We start from the raw sequence: 23,496 nt of genomic DNA on the forward strand, positions 1-23,496 counted from the left end.
ATAATAAAAGTACGGAGTTTGGGGATCGGTTGCATCCTGCTTTAGTGGCGGTCTCGTTTCTTTTCGGACAGAAGCAAGGATTTCCTCAGGGCAAAAAAATACCACTTCAAATACTTCGGCATCCACTTCATGATTTTGAATCGCGACATCCCTTCCAGCCTGTCCTGCCATAAGCACGGAATTTCCGTAATTCTGTATCCCTCGAAATACCCCTTAATGACAATCTCCATACCAATTTCAAAACCCCCGTTGCTCTCAAGCGCCAATGAGCTGACCATCCTCTTACGGTAAAGCTTGAAACTGTTGGTTACGTCCCGAGTAGGAATTCCGGCGATATATCGGAGACTGAAACCAGCAAAGCAAGAAAGGCTCTTCTTCAGTAATGGACCCCCAATCTGTTTGCCGCCGCTGGCGTATCGAGACCCGCACACAATATCAAACCCTTCACGTCCCAGATTCATCATTCGATCAACGACACTGTAATCATCAGAAAGGTCCGCCATAGTAACAAGCAGATATTCTTCTTTAGCCAGTGACAACCCTGTTTTGATCGCGCTCAACACCCCTGGAGACTTACTTTTCAAAAACCTCACGTCCACGCCTTTCGCCCGGAACCCATGCGCCACGGGCAGAGTATTATCGTCATCGAAATCATAAACAATGTAAATACTGTGCGAGGTCGTTACGTGTTCTTCTATGGCAGAGATCGTAGGGCCTATATTTTCCGCTTCGTTGTATACGGGAATGATGATACCAAGATCCTTCACAGGCTAAATACCGCCTATCCTGATCTGGTTCTCTACCCATGGTATGACTTCGTCCAGAGCCTGTCCCAATGTGGTTCCCGCATCAAAACCCAAGATGTTTCTTGCCTTCACTACACTTGGTATCCTCTTTTGAACATCATATCTAAAAGGGTCGTCACTCACGTATCTGAATGGAATGTTCGGCTTTATTTTCGCCCAGATTGTCTGAGCAAGTTCAAGAACACTGGTTGACTCAGCTGTTGAAAGATTAAAGTCCTGGTTTATCGCCTTTTCGCTTTCAATGCAAAGGCGGATTCCTATTGCCAGGTCTCCTGCATAAGTATAATGACGAATCTGATTCCCAGCTCCAAGGATGTGCAGCGGGTCCTGCCCCTTGAGTACCTTCTGGACTAAATCAGGCACTACGTGGCTCATGGCCAGCTTAATATCTCCTGAATAAACTTCTTTATCATATACTGCCCTTTTTTCACCTATGCCAACGGCATTGAACGGTCGTATGATAGTGTAAGGCAATTCATATTGTTCATATGCTCCCTTGGCAAAGTATTCACAGGCGAGCTTCTGAAATCCGTATGTGGAAAGCGGGGGCGGGCATTTAAGCTGTTCTCCTTCAGGGGTCGGGTACGTAAAAGTCGATTCGAAAACCATGGAAGAAGAGACAACATTTATCTTCTTCAGCCGGCATTTCTTGAAAGCCCAAATTGCCGTATCAAACGTGGCGGCCATGATTCTTTCGTTTTCAGCCAGCAGATCATAGGCCAGTTCGTGAAACAGCGATATTCCTCCGATAATTGCAGCAAGAGCCACTATTTGGTCACAGTCGGAAGCCAGTTCCTTAAAAAGATCTATATTTTTTACATCGCCCTCGACAAAGTGAAAATTAGGATGTTTATCATAACTTTTAGTTACTTTTCCATATTTTGAAAAATTATCAATACCTACAACCTTATGACCACGATCCAGTAATTCCTGCACGAGGTATCCGCCGATAAAACCAGCCGATCCACTCACAAGTATTTTCATCAGAAATGTCCCCCCTTCCCGAAAAAGTTCCAGATATCAACAACCTCTTTGGAATAATTGTCGATTTCTATCCCTTTGTACTGGCTGTGCGGCGCCCCCAAAATCAAAATATCGGATTGCTCCAGAACCAATTCTATGGGAATTAGCGAATCACTTCTGACATAGGGATCAGTGCACAACACTTTTTTTGCTTCAATTTCGAGAATCTTTTTAAGTTTAAATGATAGTGATTCACGAATATCGTCGTTGTCGCCTTTAAAAGCCATTCCTAAAATTCCTACTGTCTTCTCGTGAAGTGGATACCTGTTTTTCAGTCGCTCGACGATAAAATTGGGAAGCCCCTCGTTAATCAGCATTGCCGCGTGCCCCAGAAAAAAGGAGTTGTTGTTGAATGCTGCAAGCTGCATTGTGTCCTTGAAAAGACACGGGCCAGCGGCAAACCCTGCCCCGGGAAAACCGTTTGCCCTGGGATATTTGAAAGTTATGGCGTCAAAAATGCGGTAGAAGTCCAGCCCATTATCGGTGGCAATCTCATAAAACTGATTGGCAATAGAAAACTGAATATACCTCCATGCGTTTGTGAAGAGCTTCGCCAGTTCAGCCTCTTCCGGTTTCAGCAGTATTACGTCTTCCGTCAGACAAAGAAATAACTCCTTCGCTTCCAAGGCTGCTTTGTCATCAAATGAGGATACTATCTGTGGCAGGCTCTTCAACTCTTCAATGGCTTTACCCTCTGCAATTCTTTCCGGGCAAAATGACACCTTGGTTTTTCGTCCATTTGATTTGAGCAATTCTTTGATTTTTTTCGTCGTTCCAGGGTAGACGGTGCTTCTCAAAATAATGTGTTGATTGTCATCGATAAATTCCAAAAATTCGGAAAAAACCTTTTTAAAAATGGTGAATTCCGGATTAAGGTGCTCATCTACAGGCGTCCCGATCACTATAACGATGAAATATCCCTCCTTAATAACGGACCGATCTGAAGAGATGAACAAATTCCTGCCCAACACTGCTTGAAGTGCTTCTTCGGCTCCGTTCTCCATAAAGGGTACTTTGCCTGCTTTCACTATTTCTTCCGTAGTTTTATCGATATCGAAAAGCATAACCCGCTTGCCGGCTTTGGCAAGCGCAATGCCAAGGGGTAAACCAATATGCCCTAAACCCCCAACCACACATACGTCATAGGTCCGCTTCATGGTCTGGCCTCCTCGAAAACTTCTATTATAATTTGCCTGCTACTTTATTCCTTAGGTTGCAAATACGTTAATCAGAGATCATGGCGTCAAATACACCTATCAGCGCAGTTAAATACGATAATCCTGATCTTTCGTAAGTATAACACAAGAAGATCGGCGATTACACAGCGTTTAACCCGAATGATGAAAAGGAACCGGTTTGACGATGCGCCTCTCCTGCCCTACTTTCCTCATATAATTCAATTAGGGGCGCAACATAATCCCCCTGCTGTCACATTCTCCACATCTTACATAAACAATTCCGGAAGGGACGGTCTTATTATAATTTTTTTCGTAAATACACTGTGTCACGTGGATCAAATAAGCTGATGACGCAAAAAGCGAGGCAACCCCCAGGGCGGGAGCAATCTGTTCTAAATTTTTGTGGAAATGTCACATAAGGTGTGGTAATCGTTATACTTCAAAATAAGATATCATGAAGTCTATTTCGGTAATGGCTGTACACATCCAATGTTGGGCCAAGACGGTCCAAGGAAGACGTGTGTTCCTCATAAGCAATGCGTTGTTGCTCTGTATTGCCATTGCCCTCGTATTTTTTCTTGGACATCTTTATGGAACTCGATACTACACGGTCTGGCCCGACGAAACTCTTTTTAGCGATATTGCTGAAGAATTTGTCACCCATGGGATATTCGGCGCGCCGTCCTTCGACAGCAATGGACTGCGGATGTCGGAGAAAACCTACTTCATGCCTCCCTTATACCCTTTATCCATGGCCGCCTGGTTTCGTTTTTTTAGCCCTACCATAGCGAATGCTCGCGTACTGTCAAATCTGTTCGGCACAGGATGTCTGGTTATAATTTTCCTGCTGGCCTTAAAGTTTCGCAGAAACAGCCTTTTGGCTGGCATCATAGTCCTTTGTTTAGCGCTCGACACCTCGTTTGTTTCCATGTTCAATTTTGCAAGGCCCGATATACTTGCTCTGACTTTCTCCTTTCTTGCCGTATTGGTCTACTTTTCCGGTCTTGCTGAAGATGGGAAAATGTCACGTTGCCGATTTCTCATCGCATGGATGATCGCCAGTGCAGGTATGCTTACGCACCCGATTGGCGGCGCAATCGGTTTTCTAACAATTCCCATCCATCTCTTCTTAACTAATCGCCATGTCCGTCGGGATTTCCAGGTCTGGGGAATTCTTGCGGCGGTCCCAATGGTTGCATTACTGCTTTGGGGGTTATATATAGTTCAGGATGTAGACACATTGAGAGCCCAGTTTTTCGACTGGCAAACCATGCGCAAGACCTCGCGATACACGGGCCTGGGTTCTTACCTATGGATTTTTGCGCTGACATTTTTGAACTACGGCGCCGGTGGGACCGAAATACTGGGACCGGGGCCTATTTCGACGATCCTGACCATCGTTATCGGATTAAGATCTCTCACAGAGACTGACCTAAGACGCCCAAGTTTGCTTGTACTGATCCTCACCTTCGTTTCAGCTTTCGTTGTATATTATGGAAAGGAAGGAATGTACCCTCCGCTCCGCCTTCCTGCCTTCTACCTTGCTTTCATCTTGTGCGTTCCAACTCCTCACGAGATGACATCTCTTCTCAAGCCCGCACAGACAGGAGGAATACGATTCATCCGGAACATCTTTATTGCAGCAACTCCGCTCCTGGTCCTTGCCTCCTTTTTCGCAAGATCATGCCTCTCTACACGGATCATTCTCCGTGAAGTCAACGGGCCGGAACGTTCGGTAGCGTATGACCCTTCAACCCTTGCGCGGCAAATCATCGCAAATACAGCCCCCAATTCTTCGCTCGCAATAAAATTATTCCCTGATTGTTACGATATACTGATTCACTCAGGTTATTTCAAGACAGTTCGTCAGCTCTCTTATCACTCTCTTTCCCGGGAGAATCTTGTGCGTCACGTCTTAAGCAATGACTACCTCGCCATTACTTACTCAGCGCTGGAACCCAGGACTCCCGGTCGTCTTATCGACTTCTCCAAACCGAACTGGGGCGGCAGCATGTACCGCGAAATAGCCAAACGCTATTATCATCTAAAGAAAGAGATTGTCCTGCCGGGAGGTGGGACCACTCTGTTATACCAGAGAAACAACTGGAGAACGCTTCCGCGTTCTGAATAAAGATTGTGACAGGGATGCTTATTTCTCTTTCTCATTTTTGAAATTTATATTACAATATCTGATAAATTTATAAGAGGCTGTCAGCGGCAGTTACGATAAAGACGGCTGAAGGATTAGTCGTCGCCAACGGAACAGAGACGAACCCGTCAAAGATATGAAAGAGATAATAAAGGCCGATTCAGGCTGGCATGCAGTTGTAAGAATCGTCAAGGATGAACTGACGGAAAGCACCGTTAATGCCATTGCTAACACCGTAAACTTCCACCTGCGGTACGCCGGCAGGATTATCGGAATTATGAAAAATCGGTCACATTGGTCAAATCTCTGTGGTCCATTATACTCCCCATTCATTGGCAGCCTGAAGGCGGGCCAAATATCCATACGAAGGGATAAAAATGGGGCAAGAGCGGCGACGTGAATTTCTACCTCATGGACAACTATATTATCGTTATCCAATTCTTCCTTGAAAGATCGGGAAAACAAAAAGAAGGTAATTTATAATGTGCGGCATATTCGGGATATTCAATTATAAAGACGCTCCTAATATCACATATTTGGGCCTCCACGCCCTTCAACACCGCGGGCAGGAAAGCGCTGGAATAGCAAGTACCGATGGCTCTGCGATACTATTTCACCGTGAGACGGGGCTTGTCTCCGACATCTTCAACGAGTCAGTCCTGAAGAGACTGAATGGCATCTCGGCAATAGGCCATGTGAGGTACTCCACGGCTGGTTCCAGAAATATCAATAATGCACAGCCACTCGTTATGGAGTATTCGAAGGGGTTTATAGCCGTAGCCCATAACGGGAACCTCACTAACGCGAGAATCATCAAGGAAGAGCTTGAGAATTACGGTTCTATATTCCAGTCATCGACGGACACGGAAGTGATTATTCACCTCGTAGCTCTGTCACATGAGAACACCACTATCGATAGGCTAATAGCCGCGCTCAGAAGAGTGGAAGGTTCGTTTTCTCTTCTTATACTCACAGACCGGGAGCTTATCGCCCTGAGAGACCCTTACGGGTTCAGGCCCCTTGTACTGGGAAAACTTAAAGACTCTTACGTTGTGTCCAGCGAAACGTGTGCCTTTGATCTCGTAGAAGCGGAATATTTGAGGGAGATTGAACCTGGTGAGATTCTGCATATCACGCGAGAAGGCGCAAAGACATATGCGCCCTTCAAAAAAGTCAGCCGGAAGCATTGCGTTTTCGAGTACATCTATTTTGCACGCCCCGACAGCTTCATGTACGGAAAGACCGTCTACACTGTCAGGAAAGCCCTCGGAAGAGAACTGGCAAGAGATACCCACGTGGATGCCGACATGATCATCCCAATACCAGACTCAGGCATTGGCGCAGCCATAGGTTACTCTCAAGAGACGGGGGTACCTTTTGAGCTCGGCCTCATAAGACACCATTATGTGGGCAGAACATTTATTGAGCCCGAACAGTCAATTCGGCATTTCGGTGTAAAACTGAAACTAAATGCAGTGCGTGATCTCATCAACGGGAAAAGGATCATTGTGATTGATGATTCCATAGTAAGAGCCACGACGGGTCGTAAAATAATAAAAATGCTCAGGCAGTATGGGGCTAAGGAGATTCATTTCAGGGTCAGTTCCCCTCCCACGGAATACCCCTGTTTTTACGGCATTGATACGCCTTCAAGGGAAGAACTCATCGCAGCTTCCCATACCCCTCAGCAGATAAACGAGTACATGGGGTCAGATACGCTCGAATACCTGAGTGTGGAAGGTATGAAACGGGCTTTGGAAAATGGAGAATATGTATACTGCGATGCATGTTTTACCGGTATGTACCCGTCCAAATTTCCAGGGGGTATGGAATTGGAACAGATGGAGCTATTCGTAAAGAGGTGAGAATGAAAGAGGAAGACCGGTTGCTGGAACTATTGAAAACACTGTCCTACGAAGAAGGTGATTTCGTCCTCACAAGTGGCAAGAGAAGTACGTTTTATATTGATGCAAAGGAGACCACCCTCAATCCGGAGGGTATGTATCTCGCAGGTAAAATCATGCACCGGATGGCAAGAGAGATACCGGACGTTCAGGCAGTGGGCGGGGTGAGCATAGGGGGCGACCCTCTTGTCTGCTCCGTTGTATTGTCCGCCTACACGCAAAAAGACGGTCTTCTTGGATTCTTTATTCGAAAAGAACCGAAAGGTCATGGGAAAAATCTTTGGGTGGAAGGCGGCAAGAACCTTCAAAAAGGAATGAACGTGGTAATTCTGGAAGATGTGGTTACGACCGGCGGGTCCTCCCTGAAAGCCATTGAGGTCACGGAAAAGGAAGGGTACAAGGTAAAGGGGATTGTAGCTCTCCTGGACCGCCTTCAAGGCGGCAAAGAGATTATTGAATCTAAAGGATACATATTTAAGTCAATATTTACCCTTAGAGATTTGCGGCAGTAGATAATTATTAATACGGCTTTCTTTTTCCCGGCGGAAGTGTCCGTCGTGGCAAGGGCAACGCAGTTGGCTCATTCGCCCGCATCAAAGATATGAGAGAGAAGTTCCTTCCTCCCGTATCCATCCTTAGCTGAAAACGTAAAGACCCTGCTATCGCCGAAATATCGGGAGAAAAGTCCTTTTTTGCTCATTACTTTGCTTCGGCTCTCCTTGTCGATCTTTGTCAGCACCATGGTAAAATCCAACCGCAGTGAATGAAGCCAGTCGATAAGTGTCCTGTCAAGTTCATCAATATCTCTTCTTACATCATACACCCAAATCAGCTTTTCAATGCGACTGTTTTGCGACACATATGCTTCAATCATCTTTTGCCAGCCAGTATAAACCGCCTTTGAAACCTTAGCATATCCGAATCCGGCGAAATCGGAAAAAAGAATCGATTTTCTGCTCCCCCTGAATTCGTAAGAGACCTTGTAGAGATTGATCGTCCTTGTCGCCCCTGGGGTAGAGCTTGTTCTTGCGACCTTTTGCATGACAAGTTTATTGATCATGGATGATTTCCCCACATTGGAGCGCCCCACAAAACAGATTTCAGGGAACGGTTCACCAGAAAGGTTGTCAGGGCTTGTCACGCTTTTCAAATATTCAGTAGCCAATATTTTCATCTTTTCTTCACCATCCAGTGGTCCAGGCGCGAGAGACCACCGGGTGAGTTAGTATAGCACAACTCGTCAAACTTACAAAAAAGCGTCAATATACCGACTCTATTCAAAAAAAACATTGACACTCCAAGTCCTGTCCTGTACACTCAACCTTGAGTCATACATGAGTATACACGAGCGAGTTACGATAAAAATACCAAAGGCTTTATATAAAAACATACAGAACATCATTAAAGACACAGGGTCAATTTGGCTACGAATTTTATCGTTTACATCCCGAAATATGTGATCTCAGTGAAACCAAACAGAACTTCCGTTTTCTTTAATAAAATTAAAGCAGAATTCATAAGGGAAAAGCTAAAATCCCTGGATTATTTGTCATGGAGGTTGGTCATCTGGTGATACGAAAACTATCATGCTCCCAGTCGATACTGCTGTTCTTCTCCCTTGCGATGATGACTTTACTTTTAACAGGGTGCGGACAAAGTAATTCTCAGGCTACGTCCGGCGTCGGTCAACCGAAGGGAACTGTACGGGTGTCGGGCGCATGGGCCCTCTATCCTATGATGGTGAGGTGGGCAGAGGAATTCAATAAGACGTACCCTCATGTCAGAATAGATATATCGGCCGGTGGGGCCGGGAAAGGCGCCGCCGATGCCCTTGCAGGACTTACCGATATCGGTATGGTATCGAGAGAAGTGAAACCTGAGGAAATCAAACAGGGAGGCTTCCATGTTGCCGTGGTAAAGGATGCAGTGTTTCCCACTATAAGTGCCAAGAACCCGGTCGCGAAAGAGATACTGGAGAGAAAAGGCATAAGGAAAGAGGCTTTTGTGGACCTATGGGTCCTCGGAAAAGCAGCTACATGGAGCGAGGTCGCAGGAGGCGCCCCTTCAGGAGACAGAGCACAGGTCTATACGAGATCCGATTCCTGCGGCGCTGCGGAAACATGGGCTGCTTATCTGGGAGGCAGGAACCAAGAGGACCTGAAAGGTGTGGGCGTATACGGCGATCCTGGAATAGCGGATGCGGTAAGAAAAGACCCATTGGCGATCGGTTTCAATAACCTCAATTACGCGTATGACGCCAAGACCGGACTCCCCGTAAAAGGGTTGCAAGTCCCGCCCATCGACACAAATGGAAACGGAAGAGTCGATCCAGAGGAGGATCTAAGCACGAAGGAAAAAGCGATCAAGGCGGTTACGTCCGGCATCTATCCGTCTCCACCGGCACGAGACCTAAATCTTATCGCCAAAGAGCGATTCAAGGAACCGGCCAAGACTTTTGTTAAATGGATACTCACCAATGGCCAAAAATATGTCGACGAAGTGGGTTACATAAGGCTCTCCGAACCCAGAATTAAGGAAATGTTGAATAAAATTGAATAATAGCAGAGCGATAAACGGTAAAAACCATGGCAGTGGTTGATTTCAGGGAAGGAGTATAATGGGCATGCAGTGGCGATACGTGAAGAATGCTGCGGCAAGCATATCCATACGCTCTTCGCTCATTCTCGTTAATCTCCTCGCGTTCACCATTCTTATAGTTCTCTATATAAAGTCAAGGCCGATCCTTGTCAGTCAGCCTCTTACCCATCTTCTGTTTTCCTCTCTGTGGCGTCCATTGAAGGGACAGTTCGGTTTTCTCCCGTACATTGTGGGAACAATAGAGGTCACCGCAATAGCGATGATTCTGTCAATCCCCATGTGTCTTTTGAGTGCAATTTATCTTTCTGAATATGCACACAAACGGTTTCGAGAACTTGTCCGCTTCGCGATAGATATCCTGGCCGGAATCCCTTCGGTAATCTATGGTCTGTGCGGCGTAATCGTGGTTGTCCCGTTTATTCATCATCTTGGACGCTTTGTCGGAAGCCTCACAACGGGATATTGCCTCCTTTCAGGGGGCATTATTCTGGCCCTCATGGTAGCTCCGGTAATCATCTCAGTAACCATGGAAGTCTTAGCCACAGTTCCCAGACAGGCAAGGGAAAGTTCTCTCGCTCTCGGGACGACGAAATGGGAAATGGTAAGGCATGTGGTGCTCAAGAGTTCGCTCCACGGTATAATCGCTGCCATAGTGCTTGGATTTGCCCGGGCCTTCGGCGAGACTATTGCGGTCTTGATGGTAATAGGAAATGTGGCAAAAATTCCCATGTCGTTCTTTGATCCTGCATATCCGTTGCCGGCGCTAATCGCGAACAACTACGGTGAAATGATGTCGATCCCCCTCTATGACTCGGCACTCCTTTTCGCGTCTCTTGTTCTTCTGTTTCTCGTGGGCGCATTCAGTATGGGTGCTCATATGACGCTATCGCGCCTCATGAAAAAGGGATTTTACGGAAAATGATATCCCGGAGATTTGAGGAAACAATATTCAAAGGGCTAATGATCCTATCTCTTATACTATTGTTAACCACTCTCACAGGTATTATCTCTATTGTGGTCGTGAAAGGGATGCCCGCGCTTACTCTCTCCATGTTGGTTGAAACGCCAAAAGGGGGCTATTACCTCGGCAAGTCAGGAGGCATCGCCAACGCCATTGTCGGCTCTCTCTACCTCTCTCTCGGAGCCTCCGTCGTCTCTATTTTCTTGAGCCTCCCCGTTGCTTTCGCTCTTCAGAAAGAATATGCAAACAGGTATGTCGCAAAGTTTACTAGGCTGGTACTTGACGTGCTTTGGGGCACCCCATCTATTGTATACGGTGCCTTCGGCTTCGTAGTGATGGTATATTTCGGACTGAGAGCATCGCTTCTCGGCGGCATCATCGTGCTTACCTTGCTTATGCTTCCCATTATGGTGCGCTCCATGGAGGAAGTAATAAGAATGATCCCCATGGAACTTAAAGAAACCTCCTACGCCATGGGAACAACCAAATTGGAGACCAACTTTTCCGTCATATTGAGGCAGGCCTTACCAGGGATTATCACGGCAATACTCCTTGCTTTCGGACGAGGCATAGGAGATGCAGCCTCAATTCTTTTTACCGCCGGGTACACCGACTATATTCCCCGTTCTATTTTTGACCCTGCGGCCTCCCTGCCACTTGCGGTCTTTTTTCAGATCGGCACACCAAGCCCTGAGGTGCAGGAACGTGCTTATGCCTCGGCCCTAATCCTGCTCCTCATCGTTCTCATAGTTTGCGTCCTATCTCGCCTCCTCGGACGGAAATTCTCCAGGCACATAATAAGGTAGATAGAAAACGTATATGCCCCATATTAGCCTCAGGAAGCTTACTATCACATACGGAAACAACAAAGTTCTTCGGAATATCACTGTGGACATCCCCGACAGCCAGATTACCACCATTATAGGCCCTTCGGGATGCGGCAAAACAACCCTCCTTAAAAGCATCAACCGATTGCTTGACCTGAACGATGAAGTGAAAGTGAGCGGTGATATCCTGATAGACGGCGTCAATACTTATGATCACAATGCGGATATCATCGCATTGAGGAAAAAAGTAGGATTCCTTTCTCAGCGTCCCTTTCCGCTGCCCATGTCTATCTACGACAACATCGCCTTCGGCCCGAGGGTACATCGCATGACAGGCGAGCAGATAGACAAACAGCTTTCCGACCTTAGACGGCAAAGTTTTATACACAAAGACGATCTCAAAGATACACTCGCCGACCGAAGGGCTGGAAAAACCGACCGGATGGACCTTCTGGTGGAGTCCTACCTGCGTCTTGCCGGTCTATGGGACGAGATAAAGGACAGACTTCATGCGCCGGCGTCGCGCCTCTCCATAGGCCAGCAACAGAGACTGGCCCTTGCCCGAGCGCTTGCAGTGGAACCGGAAGTAATTCTGGCGGATGAGCCAACTTCAGCGCTTGATCCCATATCTGCCCAGCTTATCGAAAAGCACTTCAAAATGCTCAAGGAAAAGTATACGATCGTGGTGGTAACCCATATTCTGAGGCAGGCCCGTCGCATCTCTGATTACGCAATTTTTCTTTATCTCGGAGAGTTGGTCGAGCATGGACTGGCGGCTCGTTTCTTCAATTCCCCGGAAGACGAAAGGACACGGGCCTATATATCCGGGGAAATCAGTTGAAGTGCTGATCGGCATGCAGAAGAAAGTACTTATTGCAGTCCTGATGAAGCGCCCTAAGATCTTCTGCAAGAGATGACAAAAAGAGGTGCCAGGGCTGGAAAAGATCCTCGGTCTTGAATACCGTCTCCGGAAGACAAGAATATCCCTTCCAATATATTGAGTGTCTCATGGACTTCCTTTATGGCCGGCGCAAACCCCGTGATTCACGGCATTTGTAGCTTCGCCCAACTTCTACTCTTTTTGTGCACTTTTTACTTCCCAATTTGACGTTACCTTTCCCTCTAAAATAAAACCAACATGATTTAGAATTCTCCGCTATACTCACCCCACTTAAAAACAGTCTGCAAGGACATCGTCAAATGAATCGAATAGATGCAAGATACTACGCAGCCGAGATTTGAGCCAGCTCCAGAAACGTTCAATTAAGTTTAGTTCCGGCGAATAAGGATGATTGGACCTCTTTCAAATGCGTTAGCTATAATGGTCCGGAATTTATCGGCAAGAGTGGGTTTATCGCAAAGGCGTGAAGCTGCCCTGGCAAGCTAACGGAAGAATGCACGATGAACGCTTGAACGCAAATTGGGTTTTGAATCTGAATCACGCCAGACAGATTATCGAAAAATGGAGAATAGACTATAATACTGTCTAGGCCGCATAGCTCTTTGGGAGGCATGTCACCTATGGAATTCTTGGAATCAGATGGAAAACTCTAAATGCTGTTGGCACTAGCTAAGGGGTAATGCCATAGGTGCCTGAAAGCGGAGGTAAGTGGCCTGAGCTCTTGCGGAAATAGCATAAGAAGTTAGCGAAAACGAAGCATTAAGGAACTTTGAGAAAACACAATTAAGGGCGGGCGGTTATTCGCTCGCCTACCACCTTCAGAAACCTAATTGCAGGCTTAAGGAATCGGTATGACTTGGAAAGGACGACAATGTTCTTGTAGATATAGAAAGGCGTAAAGATGGGAGGGAATCTCCGCCGAACAACCCCCTTCTGCGTCAAGCGGTATTGGGCATCCAGGAGGCTGTATGCATGAGCGATCTCTCCGGCGTAAGCAATATTTCTCTTCGATTCCTCGCCGTGCATCGCTCCCTTCCACCCCTGGGGATGGTGGGAATAGTCGTGGTTCTCATGGACTACCATCACCGTTTTCGTCATATCAATGACGGCCATACCGGACGTGCACGCCCGGTAAATGACCCAATTGTCCCATGCGGGACGACCGATTGCAAAGGGCGGCAATCTGCCAAGACTATTTCTCGGAAAAACAAAGTAGTCTATCGCAAAATAAGGATAGAGTTTTCCTTTCCTGGCAACAAGTGACGTTAGTGATTTCTGCCATCCAGGATCAAATTCTATCAGTTCCTTTATATCGACGTTCCAACGTCTGCCCACCATAAGCGCCTTCGGCTTTTCCGCTATGACCCTCTCTATGCCTTTCACAAAATCCTGCATGAATATTATGTCTGCATTGACGTAACACATAAGCCGGGAAGATGAGGCGTTCTCCGCCTTTCCGAAAATAGAGCTCAGAAGGGGCGTGCCGAACTCGTTACATTCCACATCAGGAATGTGACGTACACCCAGTTCTAGGGCAACCCCTGCAACCCCCTCATCATTCCCCATTAGAATCACATCAGGCCTTGGATCAAGGCGAAGCCAGCTCCTGATCGCATTCCTCTGTGTAATATCCACATGTCCGCGAAATGGCTTGGGGCAGGAAAATATGGTAAGCATTAGATGAGACTCCATTCCAAATTCAGATGCAAATGATTATTTAACCTCCGTCAAGCGTCGGTGCATCACCCGGTTCACAGATCCGGCGAATTGCTTGACTCCCATTTGAGATAGCTTATCTCGTCCCTGATTAGCAGATCAATCAGGTCATCAAATTGTAACGTGTAATTCCATCCTAAAACGCGCTTTGCTTTGGAGTTGTCTCCCGATATTGTTTCAAGGTCGACGGGCCGGATCAACCGCTCGTCTATCGTCACAAATCTTTCAAAATCAAGACCTAGCTTTCCGAATACCTTTCCCGCAAAATCAGTCAGGCTATGGGGTTGGCCTGAACAGATCACGTAGTCATCCGGCTTTTCCTGCTGGAGCATCAGCCACATTGCCTCAACATACTGCGGAGCATACCCCCAGTCACGTGAAATACCCGTGTTTCCGAGGTTCAATGAATCAGCCAATCCCATTTTGATCCTCACAGCCGTGTTCACTATCTTTTTGGTGACAAATCCGTCTCCCCGCAGAACGGATTCATGGTTGAAGAGGATACCGCATACAGCGAAGAGGTTGTATGCTTCCCGGTAATTGACAGTGACCCAATGAGCGGTGCACTTCGAGATGCCGTACGGACTCACAGGATGGAAAACACTTTCTTCATTCACCGGCAGAGATTCTTTCTGAACCCTCCCGAACATTTCGCTGCTTGAGGCCTGATAAAACTTGATTTTAGGGTTGACTATACGAATAGCTTCCAACAGATGGGTGACGCTGAATATATTAAGCTCAAGCGTCCCTATGATCTGCTCAAAAGACAGACCAACCGAACTCTGGGCAGCAAGATTATAGATCTCATCCGGCTCAATCCGCTCAATAACTCTTATCATATTGGACATGTCCAATAAATTGGCCTGCACAAACACGATGGAGTCTTCGAGATTAAGGAACAGGAGATTTTTGCTGTTGCTTTCAGACAAATCAATACCAAAGACCTGGTATCCTTTGCCGAGCAGCAACCGGGAGAGATAGACACCATCCTGACCTTTAATTCCCGTGATCAGCGCTCTTTTCATCTATACGCCTCCATGCATGGCACACTAACTCGGTCTTACGAGTGAACGGTAAAGATCAACGGTTTCTCGAGCAGCCCTGTCCCAACTGAATTCCGCAGCCCTCTTAAGACCAAGCTCCATTTTTTCCTCCAACAGTGTGTTGTCAAATAAGACGGTCTCAAGAACGCCCTGCAATTCTTCCGCACTCGCCGGGTCAAAATAGATCCCTGCATCACCCACCACCTCAGGCATGGGACCCGCATTGGAACAGACGACCGGACAGCGGGACCCCATAGCTTCAAGGAGCGGGATGCCAAAGCCTTCGTAGAGGGATGGCCACACAAATGCCCGCGCATTCCTGTAATATCCCGCAAGAAGGGAATCTTCGCCGCCTGTATGATGGACGAACTGGGCGACGCCCATCTCTCCAAACCGCTTCCTCTCGGAAGGAGTAAGGGTTCCCCCGCCAAACAGCACCAACTCAAAATTGGCTTTCAGCTTAGATGAGCGAGCATACGCAAGAATCAATGCTTCAAAATTTTTATAACCTGCCCTCTCCCCTACGTAGAGAATATAAGGGGCACCGGCTATATTCGCCGGTTCAATGGGAATTATATGCTCAAGAGGATTCCCCAAATGAATTACCGTCACCTTGCTTTCTTCCACACCAAAAAACCGGACAAGATCTTTTTTCGTGCATTCCGAGATTGCAATAATTCTGTCCGCCCTCTCGAAAGACACCTTCTTGAGTTGCGTTATGACCCGATACCCCGGATAAATCTGCGGGAAAAGCTCCTGAATCATGTCGTACGCCGTCACCACCATTTTTACTTTTGTCCGTGGCAAGGAAGACGAATAATTGGAGAGATGAACAACCGTTTCCGGGTCCGTACGAAGCCACATACGCTGCGCCAAATCATTCACCATGGACCGAGTATAATACATCAGGGCGTTCAGTATCATATACGCGCGCGCGCCGCCTCCGAAAACAGGTACCTTTAGCCCCCTAACCTGGGCGTCGCTAAGGATCTTCAAATATTCATTAACATGAAGCCCGGCAAAAACGCTTATCTTCGCCGTTTCAAGTGGTATCCTCTTGATAATCTCAACAAAATACCGGGATATGCCGCCAAACCTCTGAAAGGCAAAGATGTCGTGAGTATAGATGACTTTAAGCATGTGGTCTCAATAATCGCTGTCTGCTTGCAGGCGGTATCTCCTTATATAATCTTGCCGTATTTCCGGCCACGACCGTATAAGGAGAGATGTCTTTTGTGACTGCACTGTGCCTATAACTGACCTGTTACCTATATTAACCGGTCGAAAAATATCCCACCCTCAATTAAAGAATTATTGCCAATACTGATCCAGCGCCCTTTTCTAATATGTACGTCTTCATGGTTTAACCTAGATTAATACTCCAGACCGACCGAATCATAAAGACCAAGTTTGGCCTGATAATTAAGGAACTCATTTACGAGCCTTATCGATATCAAACATCACAATACCTTTTTCGCGTATCGTTTGCACGCAACCCGGCTTTCATCGGAATCAAGTCACCTCTGACAGCATATAATGAATCAGGGGCCTGAATAACATGATTACAAGCTGGTCTTGAATATATTATCAAAAATGTAACGGGCCCGGTATCTTATGGTTGATCTTTTCCTTAACCGGTATTTGACAATCTCGTATAAAGAGGAAACCCTAATATCCGCCGGATAGGTCAGTACTGAGAACTCCGGATCAATTTGCTCTTCGTTGCTCTTATTGCTCACTCCACAGTGGGTTCCGCTCCCGTCCCAACCTCTGTTCTCAACAAGGCTTCTCACAGGATAGAGCGTCAGTCCGTCCGTCATAAAAACACTGAGGTACCATCGTATAGCCCATGAATCTATTTTGCCTGCCTTCTGATCCTTTAGCATGCCCCAAAAATTATATGCACCGTCAAGGTTAAATCTTTTGCGAAGCCTTGAGTTACCTTCCATGACTTCATATACCTTCATATCTGGATCGAATTGCTTCCAAGCCTTCTCCCAGGTGGCCCAGCCCCATGAAGAAGTGAAGGGCATGAACACCGCGTCCGTGTCCGAAGCAAGCGGTCCGCCGAACATGTACCCCGCTACCTGCCTCACTCTCTCCTCCTTCTCGTAGAGGCCGAGAGAATCGTTCATATACTTCAAAAAAAAAGGGGATACCACAAGGTCGTCTTCGAGAACAATCACTTTCCCATACTTCCCGCAAAGTGATGATACCCCGTAAATGATGGAATTTGCCAGGCCTTTATTCTTTTTGCTGAATTCAATATGCACTTCTTTACACCATTCCCTACTCCCCACTATCTCGCGTACCAGCGCCACTTGGGTTTCATCGGCCAACTCTTTTGCGCCATCACAAAAAATATGGATAACGCTCTCATCTGCCAGTTCGCACCGGGAAAGGGCCTCAAGCGACCTCAAGGTATGTTCAGGCCGATTATAAGCAAAAAAAGCTATGGGCGCCCTGTCCAATATGGATATCCTCCTTTTTCTTCTCTTCTTTTTCCCTATCTTCCAAGTGGATTCCCATTAAGTCACCGATGGCAACAGAATCGCTTTCTGCATCTAAACCGCCAAGGCAACCCCAGAAAGCTCCCGATCAGGCAATTCCCACACCGGATAGATTTCACCTCCCCCTCTCAAAACTCCAATCGGGCATATAAGGCTTCTTTGTTAATATCGCCGGCTTGTTGAAAACTTTTCCGGCTTAAAGACCCGTTCCAGCGAGAAGTGATTTGTCAAACCAGAATGAACGCGTGATATATAATTTCCCATCATTTTTCAATCCTCTGAGGACCATTCTAAAAAATACCTTTGCACAGTTCGCCCGCAATGATTCACTACGGGGAAAACTGTCGTGGAGCCAAATTCATTTGAGATGCGTGAAATCAAAATTATTGAAACAAATAACGTCGTTCCTTCACGGCAAGACTCATATATCGCACAGTTCGCCCAGCAGTGTCTATGAAAAACTCATTATAACCGCCTCCGAAATAGTTCCTGCCGCTCAAATAACTTATTGAATTCCAACCCTAAGCGACCCGTAACCAACATCAAGAAGCTTGGGTGACGGTTCATTATCATGTCGGCTATGTTTTTCAAAGTGAACACGATGGAGCGCGGACAAATATCTGGTCTTTGATTTTGGGAATGATTTATCCAAATTCATCAATTATTTATTATTAGTAGATACTGCTAATAATGGGAGCATATTTTTCGATAACCATATCTGCTATCCGCGAAAGCGGACCTCTTGCATCAACTCGCAGACATGGCCTGCCCTCACATTTTTTCTGTTGAGAAACACCAAAAGAGTACCCATAATTTTCGGCAATCTCTGCAAGCGACAGGGGGGTGACATGAAACAATGCGGCAAACTCACGACTCAACGTGATGGTAAAGATATTTTCCAGATCGACCTTGCTTTCTTTATATCGTCCAATTGACGCCGCTGAAAACCCCGCGGAAGGTCGAATCCTCCACGACTTCAGGCCTTCCGATCTTTTCAGCCCTTTACTTAAATACCTGTCCTCAAGAAAATAGTTCATATCAAAACGAATTCCCAAATGGCGGCATACTTTTTCCAGAATCTCTTCGCTTTTCAGGATCAAATCTTCATATCTGATCTCCAGTACTCTCGCATCCTGCCGATAATTCCTGATTGCCGACATGCAGGCCAGCCAGAAATCGCCGGCGGACACAACGGTATGCCCTCTAGCCATGAAAGATATAATGATGTCTCTGGGGTCTCGGACAAGATGGATGACTTTACTATTAGGGAAGACCTTCAAAAATGGGCCGAGCATATAGATGTTCGTGGGCGTCTTTTCAGCCCAGATCCGTTTGTTTGTTATCTCCAGCACATGGTCTTCCAACCCACCCACAAAAGCCTTTACATCGCTGGATTCCATTACTCGTGTCCAGATATCTCTTTTCCTCAAACCGTATGAATCTGTATTCACCAGTATCGCCCTGTCCTGAAAATAGGGGTTACTCGAAATGCCGAAATTCCTGATAAGTTGATTCCATCGTTTTAGACGATTATAGTCTTCGTAGAATATTGGTTTTGAAAAAAGACTCAATTCTTCGCCGCATGCAATATCGGGATGCCTGTTTAACAGTTGAGAGAAAAAAGTACTCCCCGACGATCCTGAACAACAAACGTTGACAATCATTTATATACCTCTTTTTCTTACGGATCTCTCTTGGCCGGAATCGGTTTTGCGGCACGGAGTTTGTAAATCCATTTTACATTTCCATACTTCTACGTATGGTCGCAACATGGGATGCCATGGAAGGTACGAGTTCTTCTTTTCAATCTAGCCTATTGTCTTCTTCCGTTCTGCCTCTATTGATTCCATCTGCTTCCCGCACTATTCCAGCCCAGACAATACCCAATCTCTCTGATCCAGAAATGAGTCGCCTTCTAAGCAGAGAGATGGTGATCAAGTGGATTCTTGTTAGGCATTCATCGGCCACGAGACCAGTCTTAGGATCAAAAATATGCTTGGGTTATGTCTATATAATAAATTCCGCTCTGTACAGCAAACTTCCTGGGGCTGTCGCTATAGGGCAAAGTCAAATCAGTTTTGCATTGTCCGATTTTTTCTTCTCAAGACGGGTAACGTCACTTCATGATAAACCGTTGTCTTTTATTGGAGCATGGCGCCTGTCGATATCACCCTCTCGGGAACCTTTTCGAGGAGATAATTGACAAAGGCAAAATGATTCCTAAGCAACCTTTTGGCTGAAACTCCGCTGACTCACCATATTTCATACACCGGCGCCAGAGAACGATTCCACAGCCTACTTCGCCAATCTGTATAAATATGGCCCTATATCGTCTGCCACCCAAAGTCTTTTTAAAAGTTTCCAAAGCCTCGGTCCTTAAATACTGGAATACGAATTTGCCATTCCCTGGGCAACACTCCTCTGAACGGCCAGAATCTGGATGAAAAAATCTTTCACTAGTTTTTTCTTTTATTGAAACATCCGGACATGAGAGTCTCCAATAAATAGAAAACGGTCTTTTCCGATTCCACCATGGCATCCATTACTCTTGTAACGCGGGCTTGAAACCATCAGTATGCCAGTTCAAGGTCAAGTCGGAGGTATAAATTTAAATGAAAAGCGATAGGAACTCACAGAATTTTTACTCATTTAACAGCATTCCTACCGTAATATGCGAGACGCAGAGGCAATATAAATGATTTCAGACACATGAGAACGTTCATCTTGAGTACTGGATGAAAAAAAGAGCTGCAATAGATCGGAAGACTATATGCCAGAAGGGTAGCCACAGCCGCCCCGACTATCCCATACCTCGGGATAAAAAGAAGATTCAGTGCCACACTGGTGATGATGACCGCAATTCTGAACCATAGCCCTAATTGTTGTTTGTTCTCTATGATAAGAAAATGCCCTCGTATGTGTCCTTGAAACACGAATACTGTAGCCCAGATATAAATAACAAGAGGAGTTTTTGCGGCCGTAAAATTTGAACCAAACAAAAAGTCGATTATCTTTCCGGAACAAAGAGACACGGCTAGCGCTATGACGAACGCGATAAGAAAGAATATGTCATGCAATCTCTGAAGACTGTTCAAATAGAGCTTGACGTTATTTTTCTTGGCGTTAATTATGGCGGGAAATAGAGAGCCTATGATTATAGTGGGAATAAAATACCATATCTCGGTGAGGTTCACCGCTACGGCATATATACCTACGGCATTCGTATCCAGCAAACTTTTGATCAAAACCTGATCTATCCTCATGTAGATAGCTATAGCCACGCCGGAAAGAATCAATGGCCATGAGTCCCTGAGAAGGCGAAGCGCCCGGTCTTTTTTAAATGTCCAACTCATCCTCAATCCCTGCCTTGTATAAATGAGAACAAACCCCAAGGCCACGAATACGCTCTCTAAAGTCACTGCAAAAGCAAACCATATTAAAGATGCGTGAAACCAGATTAAAACACCTTTGAAGACAGATGACGTGACAGACGAAAAACAACGAACCCACACTGGATACTTGGATAAAACCTTAGACTGAAAATAAAAATCTATGACGTACAAGGATTGAAACACCGAGGCAAGGGCGATGAAAAAAATTACCCAGTTCGTAGAGCTCTCATGGGAAGTAATTGCCGTTAACAAAACAAGAGCAAATAAGACGAACAAAGCTCCCGCCAATTTGAGCATAAATGCCGTACCCAAAAGTTCTTCCGTTTCTTCTTCTTTTTGAACCAAGTCACGAATTACTATACTGTCAAGACCCAGCGTTGCGATACCGGAAAATAACCCTACAAAACTTAAGGCATAACTCAGGATGCCGAACTTTGCGGGGCCCAGATATCTTATTACATAAACTCCCACACAAAAAGAGAGGAAGGACGCAAAAGCCCTTTCAAAGAAAAGCCAAGCCGCATTTGAAAAGTATCTCTTCAAACCTACGACGGCCTCCTGACAGTCCATAGGAAGAAACATGTTGAGAAAAAATATGAATCTTTTGGTCCAGGAGCTATGCATCAAGGAACCTCAGCGCATTCGGACCACGGCAAATTTGTCCAGACTTCAATGCTACCACGGTCTGAATATAATGCCCCGCTCCTGAAGTAAGTTCTTTAACAAATCAACGGCTTCTTCCGTATTCCTTGGATCAGGTATGACAAGATCGTTAGGAATGTCTGTTGTGACATACTCACCTACCCAGACAACCTCGATTTTTTCGGGTTCAACTACCGTCTTTATTATCTCAAGGTCATCGCTCGTCAACTCGATAGCTGTCGCTACAACAATGACTCCGGCATTAAGGAGAAGGTTTGCCGCTTCTGATAATCGCCGGATATGCTCTTCCCGGTAATTCCCCGTATCTTTTATGTCCGCGTCAATTCCATAGAGAACATTACCAATACCAAGGAAGTATACAATCTTCCCATCGGAAAAAAGCTTCCTTTCTAAGGCTTTCGCTACGGGCTTCTTCCCTGAGTTTTTTTGCCCGGTAATAATAATGAGCGTCGGTTTCTGATTGTACTTTTCAGTTCTCATCTCCAGAGAAATGGCGCTCCGTTCCCATTTATAATCTCGGAGAAAAACCTTATCCCTGACCCATGTCTGCTTGTCTTCCAAGCCTTCGCGAACAATTCCGCCACCGCAGATCTCATAATTGTCGACTATAACAAACCTTCCAGTGAGAGCAGATTCTTGAGACGCATCAAAAGCAACGGCACGACTGCTTTTTAATATGCAGTCGGCAACTTCGTGCCTTTTCACTCCATCCCGCTCCGTATCGGAATGGAGATCAGAAGCATTGATCGCCCGTGTGATCTCTTCTATATGAACCGGAACCCGAGTGGCACCCAGTTTGAGAATGTACTCCTTCTTCTTGCGAAAAGGCTCCTTTCCCAGCCAAAACAGGTTGACCCGCAACCGGGTGGTCACTTTCGGCATCGGTTCGTCTGCTTTTACGGCTAACTCTCCCCTGGTCACATAAATCTGCTCATCAAGAGTGAATCCGGCAGCATATCCGGCCTGAATCTCCCTTAGGGAGGCTGTATTAAAGGATTCAATAGTCTTTATCCTGCCTTTCTTTCCCGAAGGGAAAAAGATCAATTCATCCCCTACTTCTACAGATCCAGTCAGCACCGTGCCTGCCACAATTCTTCTGCTGTCGCCATACCTTGTAAATTTGTATACGTCCTGAACGGGCATACGAAAAGATTTTGAAGTCGGCTCCACCTCTTTCTCAAAAGAATCAAGGACTTCAAGGACACTTGGTCCTTCATGCCAAGGCATAGAGCCGTTAAAACCTGCTATCCCTTCGCCGGTCCTCGCGCTTGCTGGCAGAAAACAGATTGGCGTGACTCCTATCCGCGACAAGAATTCCTTGTACTCTGTAACAATTTGCTCATACACCGTTTTATTGAAGTCGACCAGATCCATCTTGTTTACAATGATCGCTGTCTGCCTGATACCCAGCATGGAAAGCATATATCCATGCCTCCTTGAGTTCTCTCTAACCCCCTCCTCGGCATCAATAACAAGAAAGGCTGCTTCGGCTCTGGAGGCTCCCGTGACCATATTCTTCAGGAATTCTATATGTCCGGGCGCATCTATCAACGTATAGTTCCGTTTCTTCGTCCTAAAAAAAACCCGCGCAGAGTCTATGGTAATACCTTGGGATTGCTCATCCTTAAGTGCGTCGATGAGAAACGCGTATTCAAAGGGTTTGGAGTTTCTTTCACAGTTTGCTCTTATTTGTTCAAGTTTACCTTCGGGCAGTGACCCAGTGTCCACGAGAAGCCTTCCTAGCACCGTGCTTTTGCCATGATCGACATGTCCAACAATAACAAGACTCATGTGTTCTGTTTTAGGTATCATTTTTCACCACATC

18 protein-coding genes and 2 pseudogenes are annotated in these 23,496 nt (G+C 46.1%); 8 read left to right on the plus strand and 12 right to left on the minus strand.

Going from position 1 to position 23,496, the window contains the following annotated elements; genetic code table 11:
• Nucleotides 1–41: 41 nt before the first annotated feature.
• The 3 genes from LBQ00_01040 to LBQ00_01050 are packed head-to-tail and all read right to left on the minus strand — an operon-like array spanning nucleotide 42 to nucleotide 2,986.
• Nucleotides 42–767 (minus strand): glycosyltransferase, encoded by a 726-nt coding sequence (locus tag LBQ00_01040; GenBank protein MDR2017462.1) that lies wholly within the window; start codon nucleotides 765–767, stop codon nucleotides 42–44.
• 3 nt (nucleotides 768–770) lie between these two features.
• Entirely contained in the window at nucleotides 771–1,790 is a 1,020-nt protein-coding gene (locus tag LBQ00_01045; GenBank protein MDR2017463.1) for an NAD(P)-dependent oxidoreductase, read from the minus strand.
• Nucleotides 1,790–2,986 (minus strand): nucleotide sugar dehydrogenase, encoded by a 1,197-nt coding sequence (locus LBQ00_01050; protein ID MDR2017464.1) that lies wholly within the window; start codon nucleotides 2,984–2,986, stop codon nucleotides 1,790–1,792. The genes LBQ00_01045 and LBQ00_01050 overlap by 1 nt, the downstream gene beginning before the upstream one ends.
• Nucleotides 2,987–3,461: 475 nt before the next feature.
• Here LBQ00_01050 and LBQ00_01055 point away from each other — a divergent pair, with 475 nt between their 5' ends.
• From LBQ00_01055 to pyrE, 3 genes are all read left to right on the plus strand, one after another.
• A complete protein-coding gene (locus LBQ00_01055) occupies nucleotides 3,462–5,138 on the plus strand; it encodes a glycosyltransferase family 39 protein (protein MDR2017465.1) in 1,677 nt (558 codons plus the stop codon).
• A 500-nt stretch (nucleotides 5,139–5,638) separates the two neighbouring features.
• Nucleotides 5,639–7,021 (plus strand): amidophosphoribosyltransferase, encoded by a 1,383-nt coding sequence (purF, locus tag LBQ00_01060; GenBank protein ID MDR2017466.1) that lies wholly within the window; start codon nucleotides 5,639–5,641, stop codon nucleotides 7,019–7,021.
• Between the two features lie 2 nt (nucleotides 7,022–7,023).
• Nucleotides 7,024–7,572, plus strand: coding sequence for an orotate phosphoribosyltransferase (gene pyrE / locus LBQ00_01065; GenBank protein ID MDR2017467.1), 549 nt, complete (start codon nucleotides 7,024–7,026; stop codon nucleotides 7,570–7,572).
• A 68-nt stretch (nucleotides 7,573–7,640) separates the two neighbouring features.
• Here the strand turns inward: pyrE and yihA are convergent, their stop codons facing one another.
• Nucleotides 7,641–8,234 (minus strand): ribosome biogenesis GTP-binding protein YihA/YsxC, encoded by a 594-nt coding sequence (gene yihA / locus LBQ00_01070; GenBank protein ID MDR2017468.1) that lies wholly within the window; start codon nucleotides 8,232–8,234, stop codon nucleotides 7,641–7,643.
• A 395-nt stretch (nucleotides 8,235–8,629) separates the two neighbouring features.
• Between yihA and LBQ00_01075 the strand changes: the two genes are divergently transcribed.
• Genes LBQ00_01075 through LBQ00_01090 form a run of 4 tightly spaced genes read left to right on the plus strand, consistent with a single transcriptional unit; the run spans nucleotide 8,630 to nucleotide 12,287 of the window.
• Nucleotides 8,630–9,619 carry a substrate-binding domain-containing protein gene (locus tag LBQ00_01075; GenBank protein MDR2017469.1) on the plus strand — a complete coding sequence of 330 codons (990 nt, stop codon included), beginning with the start codon at nucleotides 8,630–8,632 and terminating at the stop codon, nucleotides 9,617–9,619.
• A 58-nt stretch (nucleotides 9,620–9,677) separates the two neighbouring features.
• Nucleotides 9,678–10,580, plus strand: a complete 903-nt coding sequence (pstC, locus tag LBQ00_01080; protein MDR2017470.1) for a phosphate ABC transporter permease subunit PstC — start codon at nucleotides 9,678–9,680, stop codon at nucleotides 10,578–10,580.
• A 38-nt stretch (nucleotides 10,581–10,618) separates the two neighbouring features.
• Nucleotides 10,619–11,425, plus strand: a complete 807-nt coding sequence (gene pstA, locus LBQ00_01085) for a phosphate ABC transporter permease PstA (GenBank protein ID MDR2017471.1) — start codon at nucleotides 10,619–10,621, stop codon at nucleotides 11,423–11,425.
• 13 nt (nucleotides 11,426–11,438) lie between these two features.
• Nucleotides 11,439–12,287 (plus strand): phosphate ABC transporter ATP-binding protein, encoded by an 849-nt coding sequence (locus LBQ00_01090; protein MDR2017472.1) that lies wholly within the window; start codon nucleotides 11,439–11,441, stop codon nucleotides 12,285–12,287.
• Between the two features lie 330 nt (nucleotides 12,288–12,617).
• Here the strand turns inward: LBQ00_01090 and LBQ00_01095 are convergent.
• Nucleotides 12,618–12,734 (minus strand): annotated as a pseudogene (locus LBQ00_01095) (transposase).
• Between the two features lie 32 nt (nucleotides 12,735–12,766).
• Here LBQ00_01095 and LBQ00_01100 point away from each other — a divergent pair.
• A pseudogene (locus tag LBQ00_01100) lies at nucleotides 12,767–13,000 on the plus strand (integrase core domain-containing protein).
• Nucleotides 13,001–13,130: 130 nt separating this feature from the next.
• On the opposite strand, the gene LBQ00_01105 reads toward LBQ00_01100, so the two are convergent.
• From LBQ00_01105 to LBQ00_01135, 7 genes are all read right to left on the minus strand, one after another.
• Entirely contained in the window at nucleotides 13,131–14,024 is an 894-nt protein-coding gene (locus LBQ00_01105) for a hypothetical protein (GenBank protein MDR2017473.1), read from the minus strand.
• A gap of 74 nt (nucleotides 14,025–14,098) precedes the next feature.
• A complete protein-coding gene (locus LBQ00_01110; protein ID MDR2017474.1) occupies nucleotides 14,099–15,088 on the minus strand; it encodes a GDP-mannose 4,6-dehydratase in 990 nt (329 codons plus the stop codon).
• Between the two features lie 24 nt (nucleotides 15,089–15,112).
• On the minus strand, nucleotides 15,113–16,246 hold the full coding sequence (locus tag LBQ00_01115) for a glycosyltransferase family 4 protein (protein MDR2017475.1): 1,134 nt from the start codon (nucleotides 16,244–16,246) through the stop codon (nucleotides 15,113–15,115).
• Between the two features lie 422 nt (nucleotides 16,247–16,668).
• Nucleotides 16,669–17,577, minus strand: a complete 909-nt coding sequence (locus tag LBQ00_01120) for a hypothetical protein (protein MDR2017476.1) — start codon at nucleotides 17,575–17,577, stop codon at nucleotides 16,669–16,671.
• 710 nt (nucleotides 17,578–18,287) lie between these two features.
• Nucleotides 18,288–19,280, minus strand: a complete 993-nt coding sequence (locus tag LBQ00_01125) for a sulfotransferase (GenBank protein ID MDR2017477.1) — start codon at nucleotides 19,278–19,280, stop codon at nucleotides 18,288–18,290.
• Nucleotides 19,281–20,261: 981 nt separating this feature from the next.
• Complete coding sequence (locus LBQ00_01130; GenBank protein MDR2017478.1) at nucleotides 20,262–21,551, minus strand: flippase; 1,290 nt, start codon at nucleotides 21,549–21,551, stop codon at nucleotides 20,262–20,264.
• A gap of 132 nt (nucleotides 21,552–21,683) precedes the next feature.
• Nucleotides 21,684–23,483: an adenylyl-sulfate kinase gene (locus LBQ00_01135; GenBank protein ID MDR2017479.1), complete on the minus strand. Its 1,800-nt coding sequence runs from the start codon at nucleotides 23,481–23,483 to the stop codon at nucleotides 21,684–21,686.
• Between the last annotated feature and the right edge of the window lie 13 nt (nucleotides 23,484–23,496).

The sequence above is a fragment of the Syntrophobacterales bacterium genome (genome assembly GCA_031274925.1).
In the GTDB taxonomy this organism is placed as follows: domain Bacteria; phylum Desulfobacterota; class Syntrophorhabdia; order Syntrophorhabdales; family Syntrophorhabdaceae; genus PNOM01.